16 protein-coding genes are annotated in these 20600 nt (G+C 70.5%); 6 read left to right on the top strand and 10 right to left on the bottom strand.

All coding sequences use genetic code 11. From position 1 onward, the window contains the following. Nucleotides 1-198 precede the first annotated feature (198 nt). A complete protein-coding gene (locus tag OG587_RS05345; protein ID WP_329087425.1) occupies nt 199-1500 on the top strand; it encodes an MFS transporter in 1302 nt (433 codons plus the stop codon). 222 nt (nt 1501-1722) lie between these two features. After that, nucleotides 1723-3057 carry an MFS transporter gene (locus OG587_RS05340; RefSeq protein WP_329087423.1) on the top strand — a complete coding sequence of 445 codons (1335 nt, stop codon included), beginning with the start codon at nt 1723-1725 and terminating at the stop codon, nt 3055-3057. On the opposite strand, the gene OG587_RS05335 is transcribed toward OG587_RS05340, so the two are convergent. The 5 genes from OG587_RS05335 to OG587_RS05315 form a co-directional block, all read right to left on the bottom strand. After that, nucleotides 3054-4463 carry a cellulose binding domain-containing protein gene (locus tag OG587_RS05335; RefSeq protein WP_329087420.1) on the bottom strand — a complete coding sequence of 470 codons (1410 nt, stop codon included), beginning with the start codon at nt 4461-4463 and terminating at the stop codon, nt 3054-3056. The two genes, OG587_RS05340 and OG587_RS05335, sit on opposite strands and share 4 nt — an antisense overlap. Nucleotides 4464-4573: 110 nt before the next feature. Continuing rightward, nucleotides 4574-5869 (bottom strand): beta-N-acetylhexosaminidase, encoded by a 1296-nt coding sequence (locus OG587_RS05330; protein ID WP_329087419.1) that lies wholly within the window; start codon nt 5867-5869, stop codon nt 4574-4576. A gap of 218 nt (nt 5870-6087) precedes the next feature. Continuing rightward, entirely contained in the window at nt 6088-6993 is a 906-nt protein-coding gene (locus OG587_RS05325; protein ID WP_329087418.1) for a carbohydrate ABC transporter permease, read from the bottom strand. Next, nucleotides 6990-8051, bottom strand: coding sequence for a carbohydrate ABC transporter permease (locus OG587_RS05320; protein ID WP_329087417.1), 1062 nt, complete (start codon nt 8049-8051; stop codon nt 6990-6992). Before OG587_RS05320 ends, OG587_RS05325 begins: the two co-directional genes overlap by 4 nt. Nucleotides 8052-8246: 195 nt before the next feature. After that, entirely contained in the window at nt 8247-9386 is a 1140-nt protein-coding gene (locus tag OG587_RS05315) for an extracellular solute-binding protein (protein WP_329087416.1), read from the bottom strand. A 284-nt stretch (nt 9387-9670) separates the two neighbouring features. Here OG587_RS05315 and OG587_RS05310 point away from each other — a divergent pair, with 284 nt between their 5' ends. Then, nucleotides 9671-10405, top strand: a complete 735-nt coding sequence (locus tag OG587_RS05310) for a GntR family transcriptional regulator (RefSeq protein ID WP_329087415.1) — start codon at nt 9671-9673, stop codon at nt 10403-10405. Between the two features lie 307 nt (nt 10406-10712). Here the strand turns inward: OG587_RS05310 and OG587_RS05305 are convergent, their stop codons facing one another. Further along, on the bottom strand, nt 10713-11942 hold the full coding sequence (locus OG587_RS05305; protein ID WP_329087414.1) for a TolB family protein: 1230 nt from the start codon (nt 11940-11942) through the stop codon (nt 10713-10715). Continuing rightward, the gene (locus OG587_RS05300) at nt 11939-12448 is read right to left on the bottom strand and encodes a SigE family RNA polymerase sigma factor (protein ID WP_329087412.1); all 510 of its coding nucleotides are present in this window, start codon (nt 12446-12448) and stop codon (nt 11939-11941) included. The genes OG587_RS05305 and OG587_RS05300 overlap by 4 nt, the downstream gene beginning before the upstream one ends. A 180-nt stretch (nt 12449-12628) precedes the next feature. Between OG587_RS05300 and OG587_RS05295 the strand changes: the two genes are divergently transcribed. After that, nucleotides 12629-13330 (top strand): nucleoside/nucleotide kinase family protein, encoded by a 702-nt coding sequence (locus tag OG587_RS05295; RefSeq protein WP_329087410.1) that lies wholly within the window; start codon nt 12629-12631, stop codon nt 13328-13330. Between the two features lie 81 nt (nt 13331-13411). Here OG587_RS05295 and OG587_RS05290 read toward each other — a convergent pair whose 3' ends face one another. From OG587_RS05290 to OG587_RS05280, 3 genes are read right to left on the bottom strand one after another with little or no spacing between them, the layout of a single operon-like run. Further along, complete coding sequence (locus tag OG587_RS05290) at nt 13412-16726, bottom strand: helicase HerA domain-containing protein (protein WP_329087408.1); 3315 nt, start codon at nt 16724-16726, stop codon at nt 13412-13414. Next, a complete protein-coding gene (locus tag OG587_RS05285) occupies nt 16723-17475 on the bottom strand; it encodes a hypothetical protein (RefSeq protein WP_329087407.1) in 753 nt (250 codons plus the stop codon). The genes OG587_RS05290 and OG587_RS05285 overlap by 4 nt, the downstream gene beginning before the upstream one ends. Continuing rightward, nucleotides 17465-18580 (bottom strand): DUF559 domain-containing protein, encoded by a 1116-nt coding sequence (locus tag OG587_RS05280; RefSeq protein ID WP_329087405.1) that lies wholly within the window; start codon nt 18578-18580, stop codon nt 17465-17467. The genes OG587_RS05285 and OG587_RS05280 overlap by 11 nt, the downstream gene beginning before the upstream one ends. 302 nt (nt 18581-18882) lie before the next feature. On the opposite strand from OG587_RS05280, the gene OG587_RS05275 reads away from it, so the two are divergent. Then, nucleotides 18883-19464 (top strand): RNA polymerase sigma factor, encoded by a 582-nt coding sequence (locus tag OG587_RS05275; protein ID WP_329087403.1) that lies wholly within the window; start codon nt 18883-18885, stop codon nt 19462-19464. 2 nt (nt 19465-19466) lie between these two features. Then, nucleotides 19467-20561, top strand: coding sequence for an LCP family protein (locus tag OG587_RS05270; RefSeq protein ID WP_329087401.1), 1095 nt, complete (start codon nt 19467-19469; stop codon nt 20559-20561). Nucleotides 20562-20600 lie beyond the last annotated feature (39 nt).

The following is a 20600-nucleotide window of genomic DNA, read 5'->3' as shown; positions in this document are numbered from 1 at the left end:
CGAGGCTACGTCGGTATGACACCGGATATTCGGATGGAGGTGATCGGGATGCGTCGTGAGCCGAGCTGGACCTAGTCCTGATCCGTACGGGAGCGTGGTCCGGCTGCCAGCCGGACCACATCGGTCCTCGCCGCGGTGAGACGCCGCGGTGAGACGCCGCAGCGAGATGCGCGGTGAGATGTGGAGAACGGAACGCCTGTGGACGAGCAGGAGGGCGAAGGTCCCGCGGAGAACGTCGTCGCGGCCGACCGGCCCGCCACCTTTCGGGAGGTCTTCGCCGTCGCGGAGTATCGCTCCCTGTTCGCGGCGACGTCGCTGTCCTGGATCGGCGACTACTTCGCCAAGGTCGCGGTGGCGGTTCTGATCTTCAGCGATACCGGCTCCGCACTGCTGTCCGCCGCGGGCTTCGCCATCAGCTATTTGCCCTGGGTGGTGGGAGGGCCTGTCCTCGCCGCTCTCGCGGAGCGGTTTCCGTACCGCCGCGTCATGATCATTTGCGATCTGGGCCGAGCGGCTCTCGTGACACTGGTCGCCCTGCCCGGGTTGCCGTTGCCCGCCCTGCTCCTCCTGCTCATGGTCTCCTCCATGTTCACACCGCCGTTCGAGGCGGCTCGTTCGGCCCTGGTGGCGCAGTTGCTGACCGGAGACCGCTACGTGCTGGGTGTCTCGCTGCAGAACACGGCGGGTCAGGCCGCGCAGGTCGCGGGTTACGCGGTGGGAGGGTTGATCGCCGCTGTCGACCCACGTGGTGCGCTTCTGATCAACGCGGCGACGTTCGGCGCTTCGGCGCTGCTGCTGTGGCGCGGAGTGCGGCCTCGTCCGGCGGCCATGACCAGGGCGCGTCATCGATCCCTGTTGAAGGAGACCGGTGACGGCCTGAGGTTGGTCTTCGGGAACCGGGTCATGCGGCCGATCGCCCTCGTGGTGTTCAGCCTGGTCGCGATCGTGATCGTCCCGGAGGGGCTGGCCGCCGCCTGGTCGGCCGAGCTGGACGGGGGCTCTTGGACCACGGGCCTGCTGATGGCGGCGATGCCGATCGGCACCGTCATCGGTGCCGTCCTGATGCGGGTGACGGGACCCGAGCGACGACTGAAACTGGTCAAGCCACTCCTGCTGGCGGCCCCTCTCCTTCTTGTGCCCGCTCTGGCCCGGCCGCCGTTCATCGTGGTGTTCTTTCTGATAGTCGGTGCCGGTATCGCCAACACGGTCATCGTGCCGCTGAACGGCCTGTTCGTCAGCGTGCTCCCCGGCGACTTCCGGGCCCGTGCTTTCGGGATCATGCAGGGAGGCATCCAGATCACGCTCGCGACCGCCGTACTCACCGCGGGCGCGTTGGCAGAAAGGTTCTCCGTGCCGGTCCTGGTCGGGGGGTGGGCTCTCTGCGGCCTGGCCTTGGTGGGGGTCGTGGTCAAGACCTGGCCGCGAGGCGATGTCATCGACGCGGAGATCGCACGAGTCGCGGAACTCAACCGCGAGGCTTCGGCCGCGCCGGCGCGATGACAGAGGGCGGCGAGCGGGTCCGCCTGTTCGCCGCGTTCCGCCACCACCGCATCCCGAAGGTGGCCTTCGGTCATCACAACCTCCTGTCCGTGCTGTTCCCCTGTTCGGCGCGCGTTCGCGGTGTGATCCTCGCGGGGGTACGAGCGCGCCGATCCATACCTCGGACCAGCCGGTCTTCCTGGTATGTCACCGTTGACGCTTTCGCGTCTACGCTGACGTGACATGGCGATGCCCTCTCCCACCGCGCTCCTGCTGAGAGAGAGGCGCTTCGTCCTGCTCGCCTCGGCTCGGACGATCTCCGTGCTGGGTGACGGTTTCGCCCGGGTGGCCCTGGCGTTCGGCGTGATCGCGATTCCCGGGAGCACTCCTGAGCAACTGTCCCTGGTGCTGGCCTGCCAGGCCGTGCCGATGCTGCTGCTCATTCTCTTCAGCGGGGTGCTGGCCGACCGGTTCTCCCGGTCGGGGCTGATGGTGGTCGCCGATGTTCTGGGGACCGTCGCGTACGGCGGGCTGGCGGTGATGTTCCTGACCGGTGACGCGCCGATCCCCGCCGTGGCGCTGCTGGCGACCCTCGCGGGGGTGGCCCTCGCCCTGTTCGTACCGGCGATGACCGGGGTGGTGCCGGAGGTCGTCCCCCGGGAGCGGTTGCAGGAGGCCAACGCCCTGCTCGGGGTCGCGAGGAACGGCGCGATGGTGCTGGGGCTGGCGCTGTCCGGTGTCGTCGTCGCACTGGTCGGCGCCGGGTGGGCCCTCGCGCTCAACGCCGTCTCGTTCCTCGCCAGCGCCGCGCTGGTCCGCGCCATGCGCCTGCCCCGCCGCCTCCGGGTGTCCATGGGGTCCAGCTGGTCCGATCTGCGGCACGGCTGGCGGGAGTTCGTCTCACGCCAGTGGCTGTGGGTCGTGGTGCTGCAGTACGCCTTCGTCGTCGCCGCCGTCGGGGCCAACGTCGGCGTGCTCGGCCCCCTGATCGCCGAGCGGGACCTGGACGGGGCGAGCTCCTGGGCGCTGATCGTCGCGGCCCAGGCGCTGGGGACCGTCGCGGGAGCGGGCCTCGCCGCGCGCCTGCGGCCCCGGCGCCCCATGCTCCTCGCGGTCCTGGCCACCTTTCCCACGGCGCTGCCGATGGTGCTCCTCGGCGTCGGGGCACCGCTGTGGACGATCGTCGTCGCGATGTTCGCCGCCGGTGTGGCCGGGGACGTGTTCGGCGTGCTGTGGACCACTACCATGCAGCGCGAGGTGCCGCCCGACGCGCTCTCCCGGGTCAGCTCCTACGACTGGTTCGGGTCCCTGGCCCTGGCGCCCCTCGGCATCCTCGTCGCCGGTCCCGTCGCCGCCGCCGTCGGTCCCGGTACCGCCCTTCTTGGCTGCTCCGCTCTCGTCGTGGTCGCCACGCTCGCGGCGCTGCTCTCCCCCCAGGTCCGTACCCTCCGGGCGCCGGTCTCCGGGGAGGCGTCGCACACCGGGGAGGCGTCGCACACCGGGGAGGCGCCGGTCCTTGAGGAAGCCGTACGGCCCGCGCCCGGGGAGAGCGCGGGCCGTACCAAGGAGGGCGGTTAGGAGTTGGGGACGGTGTCGACCCAGGTGGTCGAGGCGGAGCGGTAGTTGTTGACGCGGCTCAGGACGGTGGCGGGGGCGACGACCTCGTTCTTGGAGTGGTAGAACCAGTCGACCTGCTGGACGTAGTCACGCGAGGTCGAGCTGCCGACCAGGCCGCCGCTGATGAACCAGAGGTTGAAGTTCACCGACTGCACCGTCTCCGGGTAGTAGTCGCCGCCGTGCTCGGCGAAGAGGGCGCCGTCGATGTAGTACCTGATCTGGCCGCCGGAGACCTGGAGGACCAGGTCGTGCCAGCCGGCGTAGCTCTGCCTGACCTCGGTGTGGACGTTCACCGCCTGCCAGGGCTCGTTGCGGTAGGTCTCCCACGACGTGGCGTACATGATGTTGGCGGGCTCGCCCCAGCCGCCGTTGGGCAGGTACTCGAAGTCCTGCTCGCTGTAGTTGGGGTCCATGTCGGCGGCCAGGGGAGTGATCGTGAAGAAGGTCTGCACGACGTGGTCCCCGTCGGGGCCGCTGACCGGGGTGTCGGAGAACTTCACCCTGGCCGCGTAGGTGCCCTCCAGGAACTTGCGCTGGTGCAGCACCTCCGACTGCTGGGTGCCCGAGGCGGTGCCGTCGGTGACGGCCCTGAGCTGCAGCGCCTTGTTCGTACCGGAGACCGTGGGGAAGGTCACGTTCTGCTTGGGCCAGCCGGCGCCGGGCACGCCGGGGCCGCCGCTGTTGGTGCGCACGGTCCAGTTGTGCGCGGAGATGTTCGGGTCGTCGGCGTTGCTGTACGCGAAGTCGTCGAACACCACCCCGCTGCCCCCGGGAGGGTTCGTGATCGTCGGGGTGGGCGTCGGGGTCGGGTCGCCGCCACCGCCGCCCACGGGCGAGGTGCCCCAGATCAGGGCGCCGTTCTGGTGGACGGTCACCTTGGTCCAGTCGCCGTACGTCGTGCGGGCCGGGCCGAAGGAGTAGTCGTCGCTCTGGGTCAGCCGCTGCCAGTCGGCGCGGTAAAAGCGCAGCTGCAGGTCACCGGTCTGCGCCCCGACCGCGAGGTTCCCCGAGGTGAAGCCCACCTCCAGGTAGCGGTCGGCGGTGGACGTGCCGGGGGAGAGCGTCCCGAAGGTCCCGGTGACCGTGGAGCAGGAGACCACCGCCCACGAGCACGCGAAACGGTACTGCGGCGATCCGGTGTCCGCCTTGAAGTAGTAGCGGATCTTCACACCGCTCAGCGGCACGGCCGAGGTGCCGCTGTTGACCAGGTTGAACCACGGCTCGACCTGGTCGGCGGTCGCTCCGGTGGCGCCTGTCTTGTACTGGAGCCTGACGGACTGCTGGGCGCTCGCCGGGTTGGCCGCGACGCCCACCAGCGCGAGCAGCATGGCGGACACGAGTCCGCCGAGTAACAGCTTTCTGCGCACTTTCTTTCCTTTCCTGGGTGCTTTCCGGGATTTGCGGGGTCCGGGGGATTTGCGGGGCCGGGGTGCGGGCCTGGGGTGCGGGGCCCGGGGGGTTTGCGGGGCCTGGGGTTTCAGGGGATGAGCGGGCCGCCGCGAACGCCCTGGGCGCTGAGCCGGGCGAGGTGCGGGCCGAGCCGCCGGAGAAAGTCGGGGTAGTCGCCGGGCGATCCCCAGGCGACCTCGGCGAAGGCGCACATCCTGGGCAGGGCCATGAACTCGACCCGTTCGGGCGTGGGCATGTACTCGGTCCACAGCTGGCACTGCACGCCCCGCGCGGCCGGGTCGGGTGCGAACGCGTAGGTGTCGGCCAGGGTGAGGACGCGCTCCTGGACGGTCGGCCGGTCGGGGTCGGCCGGCTGGTCGTCGAAGGGCGCGGCCGAGGGGCGGTAGTCGAAGTAGGTCCGCGTGTGCGGCGCCAGGATGATGTCGTTGCCGCCGCGCTCGGCCTGCTCGTCGCGCCAGACCATCACGGTCGTGCCGGGAGTGGGCTCGCGGTCCGGCTCGTCCCAGCAGACCAGCTTGCGCGAGTGCTTCTCCAGGTGCGCGGCCATCCGGCCGATGAACCAGGCGCACGCCTCCTGAGGCCCCGCCAGCCCCAGCTCCGCCAGCCTCCGCCGCGCCCGGGGACTGCGCTCCCACTCGGCGGTGGGGCACTCGTCCCCTCCGACGTGCACGTACGGGCTCGGGAAGAGCTCGAAGACCTCGTCGAGCACGTCCTGGCAGAAGCGGACGGTGGACTCCTCAAGGTTGAGGACGTGCTCGCTGATCCCCCACTCCGACCAGACCTCCACCTCGCGGGACGGGTCGTTGCCGAGGTGCGGGTAGGCGGCGATGGCGGCCTGGGCGTGGCCGGGCATCTCGATCTCGGGCACCACGGTGACGAAGCGCTCCGCCGCGTACGCGACGATCTCCCGCACGTCCTCCCGTGTGTAGAAACCGCCGCGCCGCGCGCCGACCTCGGTGAGCAGGGGGTAGCGCTCGATCTCCAGGCGCCATCCCTGGTCGTCGGTCAGGTGCAGGTGCAGCACGTTGAGCTTGTGCTCGGCGAGCAGGTCGACGAGGCGCAGGACGAACGCCTTGGGCATGAAGTGCCGGGCGACGTCCAGCATCACCCCGCGCCAGGCGAACCTCGGCCGGTCCTCGATCGTCCCGTACGGGATCAGCGGCCCCAGCTGGGAGAGGGTCCGCGAGCCGTAGAAGCGGCCGGCCGGGCCGCCGGAGGTGAGCTCGACACCGGAGGGGGAGACGTCGAGGCGGTAGCCCTCCTCGCCGAGGGACGGGTCGTCGGGCATCAGCCGCAGGAGGTCCCGCTGGAACGCGACGGAGCCCCCGTCGACGGCCACTTCCCGTGGCCTCGGAATGATCACGTTGGTTTCCCTTCACGGCGCCCCGGGAGGGCACGCCTGTGGACGGACGGTGGGAGGGCATGGCGGTGGGAGGGGCATGGCGGTGAGAGGACGTGACGGTGAGAGGACGTGACGGTGAGAGGACGTGACGGTAAAAGGGCGTGGCGGACCTTCCGGGTCCGAGGGCGGACCTCGGGTGTGCGGACGCGGGTGGCCGGTCGGCGGGGCCGCCGCCCCGCTCACCCCTTGACGGCGCCGGCGATCATTCCCGAGGTGACCCTGCGCTGCAGGACGAGGAAGATCAGCAGTACCGGCAGCATGAAGAGGGTCGAGGCGGCCATGGTGGCTCCCCAGTCGGTGCCGAAGACGTTGCTGAAGGAGGAGAGCCAGACGGGGAGGGTCCGGTCGTCCTGGTTCTTGATGATCAGCGCGTTGGCGAAGGCGAACTCGTTCCACGCGGTGATGAAGCCGAACAGACAGGTGGACATCAGGCCGGGGGCGAGCAGCGGCAGGACCACCCGGCGGAAGGCGGCGGCCCGGTCGCACCCGTCCATCAGCGCGGCCTCCTCCAACTCGGGAGGGATGGCGGCGAGGAACCCGCGCAGGGTCACGATGGTGAACGGCAGCGTCGTCATGAAGTAGATCAGGGTGAGCATCGACAGCTTGTCGAGCATGTCGGTATCGCGGGCGATGATGAACATCGACACCAGCAGCGCCTCCCACGGGGCCATCTGGGCGATGAAGACCATCAGGATGAACGCCTTGCGCCCGCGCCAGCGCATCCGGGCCACCGCGAACGCGGCGAGCAGCGCGACCACCAGGGCGAGCAGTACCGCGCTCGCGGTGACGGCGAGGCTGTTACGCCAGAACGTCCAGAAACCGTCCGCGCTCACCGCGGTCGCGAAGTGCTCCAGGGTGGGATGGGCGGGCCAGAAGGTCGGGGTCTGCGACTGGATGTCCCGGGTGGGCTTGAACGCGGTCAGCACCATCCAGTAGACGGGGAAGACCGAGACGGCCAGCACGGCCAGGGCCGCCAGGTTCAGCGGCGCGCGGCGCAGCAGGCGGGCGGGTGTCAGGTGGCCGGATGTCAGGCGGCCGGGCAGTGCGCGGCCGGGTGCCGGTCGGCCAGGCCTCGGGGTGGTCACAGTTCCTCCCCTTCGTGCTTGAGCATCCGCCGGAGGTGGGTGATCAGCAGGGCGATCAGGATCAGCACGGTGAGAGTGGAGATCGCCGAGCCGAGGTCGTACTTGTGGAGTGACTGCGCGACCTGGAACGCGTAGACGGGCAGCGTGGTGGTGGCCTCTCCCGGCCCGCCCTTGCTGATCGCCCAGATCTGGGCGAAGCACTTGAACACCCAGATCACCTCCAGCGAGGTGATCAGGCCGAAGAGCGGTCGCAGGATGGGGAAGGTGACGGCGGTGAAGACCTGCCGCCCGCTCGCGCCGTCGATTCGCGCGGCCTCGTACAGCTCGGAGGGGATGGTGGTCAGGCCCGCGTAGAGGGTGAGGGCGGCGAACGGCACGGACTGCCAGACGACCAGGGCGACCAGGATGGCGAAGGTGGACGTGCCGTCGGCGAACCAGGTGTAGTCCCTGAAGGACTCGAACCCCAGCGTGACCAGCAGCCAGTTGACCACCCCCAGCCGCGACTGGAACAACCACTGGAAGATCGTGGTGGCGGCGAGGACGGGGGTGGCCCAGGTGAGTACCAGGCCGCCCAGCACGGCCAGGCGCATCCCCCGGCCCAGACGGGCGATCATCAGGGCCACCGCGGTGGAGATGACCATGATCAGGACGACGTTGACGGCCGTCCAGATCAGGGTCCTGCGCACCACGGCCCAGAACTCCGCCCCGCCGAGCACCTCCGCGTAGTTGTCCAGGCCGACGAACTCCGCCCCGCCGCGGATCAGCTCGCCGGTCCTGAAGTGCTGGAAGGAGATGACGACGCTGCGGATCAGCGGGTAGAGCAGCAGGTAGGCGGTGCCCGCGAGGGTGGGCACGATCAGCAGGTAGGGCCAGAGGCCGGTGAGCCGGGACGGCCGCGCCCCGGATCGGGCCGTGGATCGCGCCTTTGATCGCGCCGCGTCCGGTCCGGGTCGCCCGGGTCGCCCGGGTGGTTCGAGCTGTCCCGGGGCGGAGGCGTCCCGGTCGCGGGCGCGCCGCCGTGTCGGGCGCCCGGTCGGGGCCTGGGGGGCAGCGGGCATGGCACTCCTCGGGGCGGGCGAGCGGTACGGGTGGGGTGGGGATCCGGTCCGGGCCCCTCGTGAGCCGGTGCCGGTGGGTGAGGTCCGGCATGGGTTCCACGGGCCGGTGCCGATACGGGGTGGGCGTGGGTCTCGTGGGCCGGTGTGCCGAGCCGATGGCCGACGCGGGGAACGGGTGCCCGCTCCGGGCGGGGATCAGGACTTGGTGTTGAGGATCTCGGCGATGCCCTGGTCCACCGTGGCGGCCTCGGTGGCGGGGGTGCCCCCGGTGAGCACCTTGGTCAGGTACTCCTTGATCAGGTTCTTGGCCTCGACCGCCGCCCAGTTGGGGGAGTTGGGGGTGGCGTGCCCGTTGGCGGCGCCCGCGGCCATCGCGGCCGTCGCCTCGTTGCCGTCCAGCACGCTCGCCAGGGAGACGCGGTTGGGCACGTAGCTCATCTCCTTGGCCATGTCGACCTGGAACTTCTCACCCGCCAGCGCCTTGACCACCTCGTACGCCGCCTCGGGGTTCTTCGAGGCCTCGGGGATGACCAGGTCGGAGCCGCCGGTGAACACCGCGCCCGGCTTGTCGGCGGTCTTGCCGGGGATCGGGAAGAAACCGAGTTTGCCCTTGAGCTCCGGGTTGGCCTTCTCGATCGCCACCGCGCCACCCGGGGTGAAGATGATCTGGGCGACGTCGCCCTTGGCGAAGACGTCGGCCTGCGGCGGCTTGGCCTCGTCGGAGTCCTTGGGGCCCTTGCCCAGCGCCTGGAGCTTTCGGTAGAACTCGACCCCGGCCAGCGCCTGGGGGGTGCCGAGGCCGCCCTTCCAGGTGCCGCCCTCGTTGACCGCGAGGTCGCCGCCCTCGTCCCAGATGAACCCCGCGAGGGTGTACCAGTTCTGGCCGGGCAGGTAGATGCCCTGGTCGCCGCCCTTGTTGAGCTTGGCCGTGACCTCCAGCCACTCGTCCCTGGTCTTGGGCGGGGAGGTGATCGAGGCCTTGGCGAACAGGTCCTTGTTGTAGATGACCACCCGGTTCGCGGCGTACCACGGGATGCCGTACTGGCGTCCGTCGATCTTGCCCGGTTCCGCCAGGCCGGGCAGCCAGTCGCCGCCGCCCAGGTCGGTGATCTTGTCGGTGAGGTCCTTCACCCCGCCGCTGGCGGCGTACTCGGCGACCTGGGTGTTCCCGACCTCGATGACGTCCGGGGCGTCGTTGCTGGCTAGGGCGCTGGTGACCTTCTGGCCGATGCCGTCCCACTCCTGGATCTGGATGTCGAGGGCGACGCCGGGGTGGGCCGCCTGGTAGTCGGTGCGGAAGCGGTCGAGCAGGGCGTCGGAGAAGCTGTCCCGCATGACCCACACGGTGAGGTTCGTGGAGCCCTGCCCGGTACCGGCCGAACCGGGTGAGTCCGCGGAGGGGGACGGCTCGGAGGAGCCGCATGCGGTGAGGCCTGCGGCGAGTGTCAACACTGCCGCGGTGGCGCGGAGGCGGTACCCCATCGGTACTCCCAGAGGTCAGATATTGGTAAGTAATTGGCCTGCTCCGCATAGGGTGGCTCTTACCACTTCCGACGTCAAGGCCTGTTTTTTCCGGGATGACAGGTAACAAATAGGTAAGGTCTTGGTAAGGTGTGGTGGTGACTCTAAACATGAGGTCCGGGCTCAAGCGCGACCGGGTGCGCGACGTCCTGCTCGACTTCATCGCCGACATGAAGCCGGGCGAGGCGATCCCCTCCGAGCGGGATCTCTGCAGGGAGCTCGGAGTCTCCCGGCCCACGGTGCGCGCGGCGATCGACGATCTGGTCATGTCGGGGCTGCTCGTCCGCGAGCACGGGCGCGGCACGTTCACCGGCCCGCACCGGGTCACCCAGGCGCTCGCCTCGACCACGGGCAACTCGTTCTACGCGCCGCCCGCCGAGGGCAACTGGCTCAGCCGGATCCTGGAGTTCGGTTCCACCCCCGCGGGCGCCCGGCTCGCCACCCGGCTCCAGCTCTCGCCCGCCGACCCCGTCCTGAGGGTCGTGCGGCTGCGCGTCGTCGACGACGAGCCCATGGCGATCGAGCGCATCCACCTGCCGTACGCCCTGGTCGACGGCCTGGTCCCGGCCGACATGGAGTCGGGCTCGTTCTACCGGCTCCTGCGGGAACGTTTCAACGTCGACGTCCGCACCGCCGTGCAGACGATAGAGCCCACCGTGACCGACGAGACCGAGGCCGAGCTCCTCCACGTCCCCCAGCACGCCCCGGCCCTGCTCTTCGAGCGCACCACCCGCGACGTCGGCGGCCGGATCGTCGAGTTCACCCGCTCGATCTACCGCGGCGACCGCTACCGGGTGACCTCGGAGCTGTCCTTCAACGCCGACTCCGGCTGATTCCCGGGCGCGCCCGGCCGAGCCCCACCGAGCCCGGGCGCGCCCGGCCGACTCGGCTGGCTTCGGCTCGTCCCGGGGCCGTTTCGGCCGCGAGCCTGCCAGGGGAGAGCCCGGTCGCCCCCGAGCCGGTTTGAGGAGAGCCCGGTCGAGGTTGACCCCGGTCGTGAGATCTGCCAGGGGAGCGTCCGGCTGTCCTCTGCCGTGAGACCTGCCCGGGGAGCGTCCTGTTGTCCTCTGCCGTGAGGCCTGCTCGGCCGTCTCCCCGGAAGGAGACGGCCGGGTCCGGGCGTGAGCCCCGGCCCCTCCGCTACTTGATGGCCGCCAGGTCCACGACGTACATCTTCTTGCCGACCTGATAGGCCATCAGCCGGTCGAAGCCGCCGTTGGGAATGCCCATGCGTCCATCCTTGTCCCGTCGCACGCCCAGATCGGCGGACCTGCCGGTGACCAGGTCGTAAAGGACGACACCTTTGGCGAATGTCCTCTTGTGGAACCGCTCCAGGCCGGGATCGTCACCTAGCTGGACCCTGGCGGGCAGCGCCCGCTCCCGGGAACCGTCGCGGTCGCGGACGAAGATACGTGGTTCGGACCCGTCGGGCGGGCTCTGGCCGTAGCAGCGGGTGACGCCGCACCTGACGGAGTGCTCGCCGGGCTTGACCACGGCGTCGCGCCGCTCCCGCGTCTCGACATTGAACAGCTTGACGAAGACGGCCTGCCTGGCGTGGCGGCCCACCCAGGGCCACCGCAGGAGGTGCTGCCCCTCGGTGCCCGGCACCAGCCGGGACTCGCCGCCGCGCAGCGGCGCCCGGTACACCCCGCCGCTCTCGCGGGAGAAGACCACCTCCGAGCCCACCACTTCCAGTGCCCGGATGTGGCCCTTCTTCATGATGTCCTTCAGCGGAACGTCGGTCACTTTCCGAGGGGCTCCGCCGCCGGTCGGCACCGCCCAGATCCGGGCGACCCGCTGCTTGCCCGGCTCCTTGTACGACGCCCACCAGACGATGTTCCCGCCGCCCGCGGTGACGTCGTTGGCGTAGAGCGTCGAATTCCGGGTCGGGATCTCGGTGATCCGCCGGGGCTTGCCGCTCTCCAGGTCGTAGCTCCACAGGAACTGCCTTTTCCCGTCGAGCGCTCCCGTTATGACGACCAGCGTCCGATCGTCGAGAAGCAACTCCGGGTAGTAAGCGCGGCCGTCGGGCAGCTTGGCAGGGATCTTGTGCAGGGCCCGCGGCCATACCTGTTCGATGGGTGGCGGCAGCTTCTCCTCCGGTAGCGGGGTCGGCCGCGACGTCGGTCCCTGCGTGTCCGTGGCGTTCGCCGCGGGCTGGTGCACGGCCGACGCGCCCAGGGTCCGCACCGCTGTACCCGCCCCACCGGCCACCATGACCACGGCCGCCGCCGCGAGGAGTGCGGCGGGCGCCCGCCGGGGGTGATGGCGTGCCCTGACCGTCGCGGACAGCCTGACCCGCGCCCGCTCGGGCACCTGGTCCGCGGCTTCGGAGAGGATGCGACGCAGCTTGTCTTCGATGTCGGTCATCGCGTGCTCCCATAGGCCGCCGGTGAGTTGGATGAGTTGGAGAGGGAGGATCGCAGCTTGTTCAGGCCACGGGAGGCCTGGCTGCGCACGGTCCCCTGGGAGATGCGGAGCACCTCGGCGATCTCGGCGTCGGCCAGCTGCTCGTAGTAGCGGAGCACCAGCACGGCGCGCTGTCTGCGGGGCAGCACGGCCAGTTCCCGCCAGAGTCCCTGATCCTCGTCGGAGGGGAAGACCGCCTCCCAGGTCCGCTCGGGCGGCTCCCCGGTGAGGTGTTCACGCCTGCGCCGGCGCCAGATGCTGATGTGCAGCCGCGCCATCGTCGTCCGGGCGTAGCCGTGCGCGTCGGTCTTGCGCCGCACTCTCGGCCAGGCGTCGCGCAACCGGATCAGCACATCCTGCGTGAGGTCGGCGGCGTCGTGGGGATTGCCGGTCAGGACGTACGCGTAGCGGAGCAGCGTCTCGCCCCGTTCGGCCACGAAGTCGTCAAAGCCGGATTCGTCGTCCAATTGTCGCCTCTTCTCCATTGTCATGACCTAGGACGGCGAAGAGACCGAAAGTGTTGCACCGCATCGTCGAGGCGTACAGGCCGCTCTGGATGTCGGCGAGCGGCTCGGCTACGTTCGTTCGATGACGATCACCTCGGCCGCCCCGGCCCGGGACGACCGGCTCCGCGCGGGCCGGCCCCGATGACCTCCCTCGACGACCTGGTGGTCCGGGCACGCTCCCTCGTACGGGAGGGGCACCGCGCGCTGCTCGGCGTCACCGGCGGCCCGGGGGCGGGCAAGACCACCCTCGCCGAACACCTGGTCCGCCTGCTGCGGCCGGTGCCCCCCGAGGGCCTGCCGGAGCGGGAGTGGGTGGCGTACGTGCCGATGGACGGCTTCCACCTCGCCGACGTCGAACTCGACCGGCTCGGGCGCCGCGACCGCAAGGGTGCCCCGGACACCTTCGACGCCGCCGGGTACGCGGCCCTCCTCCGCCGCCTGCGCGAGGACGAGGACGACGTGATCTACGCGCCCGCGTTCGCGCGCGACCTGGAACAGCCGATCGCGGGCAGCGTCCCGGTCCACCGGGCCGCCCGGCTCGTCGTCACCGAGGGGAACTACCTGCTGCTCGACCAGGGCGACTGGGCACGCGTGCGAGCCGGGCTCCACGAGGTCTGGTACTGCGACCTCGACCCGGACGAGCGCGTGCGCCGCCTCGTCTCCCGGCACGAGCGCTTCGGCAAGGACCCCGACGCCGCCGTGGCCTGGGCCCTGGGAACCGACCAGCGCAACGCCGACCTCATCGCCACCACCCGCCCCCGCGCCGACCTCGTCGTCCCCGACGCCGTCCTGCGCTCGATCGGCGACCGTTCGATCGGTGACCGCGAGACGGAGACCGGTTGACGACCAGCCTCGGCGGGATCGGCGGGATCGGCGAGGTCCGCCCCGGCGGGGTCGGCGCGGTCGGCGCGATTCGCGGGGAGGCTATTCGGAGCTCGCCGCCGGTTTTCCGGCCCTCTTGATGACCTCCTCGGTACTGAGCGGGTCCTTGGGATGGTGGCTCAGGCACAGCGGGATCCGCACCTTCGCGAACGTCGCCCCCTCGGTCGCCGCGTAGAACTCACCCGTCCTCAGCCGTGAGATGTCGGTGACGTCACTTCCCTTGGCCTGGGCCATCTCCCGCGCGGCGGAGATCTGGATCGGGCTGTTCAGCAGGCCGAAGAACTGGGTCGCGGCGTTCCCCGGAATCCGGTTGTGCAGTCCCTTGGGGGCCTGGGTCGCGAACACGAGACCGAGCCCGTACTTGCGGGCCTGGGAGGCGAGTGCCAGCGTGCTCTGCGTGCAGGCCGTCATCATGCCGGACGGCGCGAACGTCTGGGCCTCGTCCATCACGAACAGCCCGCCCAGCGGCCGGTCACCGGCCGGGTTCTTCTTGATCCAGGCGAACAGGGCCATCTGCAGCTGGTTCACGAAGCTCTGCCGCTGGTAGTCCGACTGCAGCCCGACGAGACTGATCACCGAGACGCGGGCCTTCTTCCCCGGGGGAGGGGTCAGCAGGAGTCCGGGGTCCATCGGCGTGCCCTCACCACCGAACATCGGGTCGTTGACCATGGCCGCGGTCAGGCTCTGGGCCAGCTCGGCCGCGATCTTCTCCGCGTTGTCGAGCTCGCTCACCCCGTCGGGCAGTGCCGACAACAGCGCGATGTAACCCCTGAGGCTGCTCGCCCCCTGCCTCCCGTAGTGCCTGAGCGTCTCCCTGAGCACCGCCTGCCCGAGCTGGGCCTTGGTCGTTCTCGCGTCCAGCTTGACCCGCGGCACGATGGACGCGACGGCGACCTCCACGGCCTCGGTGAACTCGTCGGGGTTGTCGACGACGCTCGCGAAGTCGGGCAGTGGCTGGAAGCTGAGGGGACGTCCCATGCTGCGGCGCGGCGTCCAGATCACGACGTCGGTCCCGGCCAGGTATTCCTCGGCCCTCGCCGCGTCACCGTCGTCCCAGTGCGCCGGCGCGTGCGGCCACGGGTCTCCCAGACGTGCCAGGTCGTTGTTGGGATCGAGCACGATGGCCGACACGCCCTGGAGCGCGCACCTCTCGATCAGGCCGCGGATGAGCACGGTCTTCCCCGACCCGGATCCGGCGAAGATCGCGGTGTGTTTCCTGAGCGACTCCAGGTCGATGTCGAGGGGTGCGCCGTCGGCCACCGTCCTGCCGAGGGTGACGGACGGCGCGTGGCTCGCGCCGGACCTCGTACGGGGCTTCGCGCCGGGTCCCGCGACCGTCGAGGAGGAGGGTTCTCCGGTGGCGGTGCGTCCGGGCTCGGCCTCGACGCGTACGGTGGCGTGCCCCGGTGCCTCGTCTCCTTCGGAAGCGGCGCGACCGGAAGGCTCATCGGAAACGACGTGGCCGAACGGCTCGTCGGAGGCGGCGGGGGAAGACGGCCCGTCGGGATCGGGTCGCTCACCGGGAACGGTCCACCCGTCCCCCAGCGCCTCGCCGAGCACCTTGACGTCACCGGTGGGCTTCCGCGAGACGAGCCACGCCCGCAAGTTCGCGGGGTCCTCGGCGAACAGGTCGCGGAGCGCCGCGAGGATCCTGAGGTCCTCGTCGTCCACGCGGAGCACCCTGCCGCCCGCCCGCTCGAACTCCGCGAGGGCCTCGCGGGTGCGCGGCCCCTTCGCCCACTCCGCGTTCCGCAGCACGAACAGTTTCCGCTTCGGGACCTCGGCGTCCAGGCCCGCCGCCACCGAGGCGCCGCGCAGGCGGACCAGCGCGGCGTTGGCGTGCGTGGTGGCGATCGCGCGGAAGCACCAGTGCGCCTCGTCCTCGGTGATCTCGTCCAGGCTGCGCCGCAGGCGCGCGTGCAGGGGAGGCTTCGCGCTCGGCGGGGGGTCCTGGCTGAACACCCGTCCCGCCTCGCCCCGCTCGACGATCCAGGCCTTGAACCCCGCCGACAGCAGCGCGGGCATCGTTGTGTCCTCGGTGGCGGAACCGGTCGCCGAGGACACGTCCGCCGCGTCCCTCAGCTCGGCGAAGCGGGCGTCCAGCGCCGCGAGCTCCTGCAAGGGCACGGGGGGCTTGTGGAGAGGAGTCGGGTCCGTGGCGGAGGAGGCGTGCAGGCTCTCCAGCTCCCTGACCTCGCCGTTGACCAGGCAGGAGTGGATGTGCTGGTCGACGACCTTCAGCAACTCCCGGGGGGTGAAGTCGGGGGCGTCCTCGAACGCGGACGGCAGCACCGGCCACGTCGGGTAGGGCAACTCGAAGCCGAGCTCCCGGAACGGCGCCGCGAACCGCCGCTCGACCAGGGCGCGGCCGATCTTGGCGTCGGGAATGGTCATGAGCTGGACCGCCTGCCGGAACCGGTCCTGGACGGTGTCGGTCGCGAGCTTCTCGATGAGGATCCACGTCGATGGGATGCAGGAGACGACCGTCAGCGTCCTGCGGGTGACCTCCCGCAGCGACATCAGCCCGCCCGCGACCTGCTCGACGATGAGGGCGTCACGCCAGTCCTGGTCCAAGTCGCTGACGCCGGAGAGCGAGGCCTGCGCGATGAGCGTATCGATCTGGTCGACCGCGATCACGGAGGGGCCGGTGAGCGCCATCAGCCGAGAGATGTCCCTCACGATCTCCTGCGACGACTTCTCGCCCCGCCGGATGCCCCACCGGGCGCGCTCACCCGGCTCCTCCTCGGGGATTGAGGACAAGTAGGCGAATCCGACCTCCTGGGCCGCCAGGCCGCCGGAGGCGAGGAGGACGAGCGCCCGCGCGGTGTTCTGGCTCTCCAGGCACAGCGGCCCGTCGAAGCGGTGCAGCGCCTCAATGAAGGCGTCGAGGGCCTCCCGCGTCAGCGCCGTGTTCCCGGTCACCGCGCGCCGCACCATCCGGGGGACCTCGACCAGCGACGACAGGCGGTCCAGGAAGACCTTGAGCTGGCTCGCCCCGTCCTCCTGGGCCCTGCGGGAAAGGCTGTCGAGCATCGACCCCACGACGCTCTCCCAAAAGCTCCTGGCGTCCAGCAGGCTCACCAGGAAGAAGTATCCGCCCTCTTTCAGGACCCGCGCGCGTGCCCAGCCCAGCAGATGCGTCTTGCCCGTGCCCCGCTGGCCGTGGACGACCACGCCGATCGGGCTCGCGGCGCGGCTCTCCCCGGCCTCGCCCAGCCCGTCGAGCAGGAGCTGCCCAGTGTGCCGGTGCAGGCCCTTCACGTGGAACGGCGAGGTGTTCCACACGTCGTTGAGGCCCAGCACCGAGTTCAGCCTGAGCTTGAGCTCCGCCAGTGCTCTGCGCTCGTCGTCGGTCATCGTGCCTCGATCCAGAGGAGGTGCTTCTCCTGCGCGCCGATGGTCACCGCCGCGTCCCTGTCCTCCCTGGAGAGCGTCTTCTGGTTGGACTCAGGGACGATGTTCACGTCCGGCATGCGGTTCATCCGGACGAGGGCCTCGTCGACAGTCGCCCTGGCCACCTCACCCAGGAGCGGACGGACTTTCGTGAGGCTCACCCAGGCGCCCGGCTTGGCGGCCAGCTCGCGGTAGGCGGCACGAATGCGCTCCTCGACGTCCGGCGCCACCGAGACCGGGGGAGCCACGGACGACGGCGCGGAGTCGTCCGAGGATGTCGTGGACGCGGAGTCATCCGGGGAGGCCGCGGGTGTTGATGCGGGGTCGTCGGAAGAGGCCGCGGGGGCCGGGTCGGGGTTTTCCGCGAAGACGTCGGCGAGGCTGTGGTCGGTCCGCTCCATGAAGCCTTGCACCCCGGACAGGACGGCGCGGAGCGCGATCCCCGCCGAGCCCGAGCGCTCCGGGACGACGATCCCGGCGCGGAGCTCGTCGGTCAGGCAGGCCCATCCGGCGTCGGTCAGCACGTGGACGAACGCGCCGCGCCTTCCTTTCCGGCTCTCCACCAGCTTCAGCTCGTTCAAATTCCGGCGCGGGTCTCCGGTGATCGTCAGACCGTGACGTTCCTGGAGCTCCGGATTGGAGATCTCCCTCGCCTCGACCATCAACACCAGGAGCGCGGTAATTTCCGGCAGCGAAAGTGCTTTATCGGGCATGTTCCAGTCCTTCCAACATCCCGGGACGACGGCCCCGGAGAAATCGCCTTATCTGGTGAAGCACGGTTTCTGTATCGGTGGTGACCTGCGCGTTGGTGAAGCGCAGCACCGCGTAACCGTCGAGTTGGAGCCGTACGTCCCGTTGCCGGTCCGCCGCGTACGCGAGCGCGGAGTGGTGCTCGGGCCCGTCGATCTCGATGACGCACCGCTCGTCCCGCCAGAGCAGGTCCACCCGGATGGGGTTGACGAGCGGGTGCGGTCGGTGGGTCTGGTTCCACGCCCGCCCCGCCGCCCAGTCGCACGTGGCCAGCGCGGTTTCCAGCGTCCGCTCGGCGACACTCGCCGGATGCGGCCTCCCCGCCACGGCCGGGTACGTGGCCACGTGCGCCGTACGGGCGTCGGGCCGGGGCTTCGTCGGCGCCGGTAGGTCGCGGACGAGGTCCGTCACCTCGGCCGGCAGCCGCAGGGTCGTCACGGCGATCCGGTCCACGGCGGCCAGGGGGGCGCCGGTGAGCCAGACTCCCAGGTCACCGTGGTGGGCGAGCCATTCGCACCCCGTGACGAGGGCCTCCTCGGCGGCGGGAGAGAGGTCCGCCGGCACGTGCACGAGGACCGCCGCGCGGGGCCGGCCGAAGCTGGCGGCGATCACTCGCCCGAGACCGGCGGCCCGTACCTCGGCCGCGAATCCGGGGGAGCGCCGTGACCTCGCCTCCCGCGATGCCCCTCGTGGCACGGGAGGCGCGGCGAGCATGGCTCCGCGGAGCGCCCGCTCGGCGAGATCGGCGAGGAAGGGGCCGAAGTGCTCGGTCGCGGACGCGGTTCGCAGTGCGAGCACGCGTATGGCGCGCCCGCTCGCGCCACCGGGGCCGCCGATGCCCTCCGCGCCCGGCAGCCACGCCGGGAACAGGCCGACGGCGGCTTTTTCCAGCTCGCGCAATACCGAGGAGACCATTTCCGTCGCGGATTGCGTGTCGCCCGCGAAGTAGGTGACAATCGCCGGAGCGTCATCGGGAAGCGGGTCGATCGAAAGGGCGATGGCGTCGGCGTCCGCGCCGTGAACGTGCACGACGCGCCCTATCGGCAGCTCCGCCCATGATCCTGCCACGCCACTTCCTCTTTCGCGTGTTGAGACTTCGCGAGGTTATACGCCAGTGCTAGATAATGCAGGCGCTTTGCCGGAAGCGATGAAATTCGTCCGTTTTTATCGCCGGTAATTTCGTATTTGAGGGGATTTTTCCCTCGATCCTGGGCGTCACGGCGCCATCTGGGGGACAGCGGAGCGTGAGGCCGGTCGCGATCCGGCACGCCGATCCTTCGGGGGGCGTGAACCCGGTCGGGAGGTGGTGGCGATACATCGCTGACCACTTTTCCCACGGGAAGGCCGGCCTTCATGCCATGGTGCCCGCGATGACCGCGCCACTCACCGCCCAAACCCGCGACTGCGACCTCATCGACGAGTCGCGGGCCCGCCCGGAGGCGTTCGCGGCGCTGTTCGACCGCTATTCCGGGATGCTCTACCGGTACGTCTCCCGGCGGCTGGGACCGGAGATCGCCGAAGACCTGGTCGGCGAGACGTTCCTGGTCGCCTTCGCACGCCGGAGCCACTACGACCTGGCCTACGCCGACGCCCGGCCGTGGCTTTTCGGCATCGCCACCAGACTCGTCTCCCGGCACCACCGCACCGAGGCCGCCCGTTACCGGGCGCTGCGGCGCAGCCCCGCCGAGGACGTCGCGGAGTCCCCCGACGACCGGGTACTCGCGGGGGTCACCGCCCAGGTGTCCCGCCCGGCGCTCGCGCGGGCGCTGGCCGGGCTCTCGTCCGGAGACCGCGACGTCCTGCTGCTGGTCGCCTGGAGCGACCTGTCGTACGTGGAGGTCGCCCGAGCGCTGGACATCCCGATCGGCACCGTACGGTCCCGCCTGAACAGGGCCAGACGGAAGGTACGCGCGGAGTTCGGCGACAGCAATCCGATGCACGAGGAGGAGTGACCATGGACGACCTGACGATGCTCCGCGACCTCGGCCGCGAGCTGGAGCACGAACCGCCCGCCACGCTCGCGCGCCAGCGTGCGCGCCTGCTCGACGCCTCGGCCGGTTCCCCCCGGGGCCTGGCCCGCACCTCGGCCCGCTCCCGGTGGCGGTTGCCCCGCGCGATGCGCGGCTGGCCGATGCTCGCGCTGGTCGCGGCGGTGACCGCCGCCGTCACCGTCATTCCCGTCGTGCTCCTGAGCGGGCGCCCGCTCGCCCCCGGTCCGTCCGTGCCGGGCCCGTCGGGAGATCGCCCGTACAAGCAGGGGGAGGCCCTCAACATCCTGGTGGTCGGGAACGACAGCGAGGCGATCAAACCCGACCAGCGCGAGGCCGCGGGGGCGCGCGCTGACACGATGATCCTGCTGCACCTCTCCGCCGACCGGCGGAAGACCCTGGCCGTCAACATCCCCCGGGACTCGATCGTCCGCATTCCCGCCTGCGAGTCCTCGGACGGGACGGCGGTTCCGGCCAGAACCGACATGATCAACTCGGCGTTCCGCACGGGCGGGCTGTCCTGCGCCTGGAAGACGGTCGAGTCGACCACCGGGATCCACGTCGACCACGCGATGGAGATCCGTTTCTCCGGGTTCAAGGGCATGGTCGACGCGCTCGGCGGGGTGGAGGTCACGCTGCCGCGGCCGGTGGACGATCCCAAGGCGAAGCTGCGGCTGCCCGCGGGAAGGCATCTGCTCAACGGTGAGCAGGCGCTGGGCTTCGTGCGGCTCCGTAACTTCGGAGACGGGACCGATCTGGGGCGGATCAAGCGCCAGCAGCATTTCATGAACATGCTGGTCATGAGGGTGAGAGGCCTGATGGGCGAACCGGCGGCGCTCTTCGCCTTCCTCACCGAGGTGAAGAAATCGGTCAGGACCGACGCCGGGCTCGACCTGCGGACGATGTACGCCATCGCCAGCGGCATGGCGGAGCTCAAGCCCGGCTCGGTCACGTTCTCCACGGTTCCCACCCGTCCGCACCCCGACGATCGCAACCGGCTCGCGTGGAACCAGCCCGCCGCCGAGCGGCTCTTCGCCGCGCTCAGGGACGACGCCGGATGAGCCGTGGAGCTTCTCGCACCGGGGTGCGCGTCCCATGCC

This window comes from Streptosporangium sp. NBC_01469 (assembly GCF_036227305.1).
Classification (GTDB): Bacteria; Actinomycetota; Actinomycetes; order Streptosporangiales; family Streptosporangiaceae; genus Streptosporangium.
This window is presented reverse-complemented; position numbering and strand designations above follow the sequence as displayed.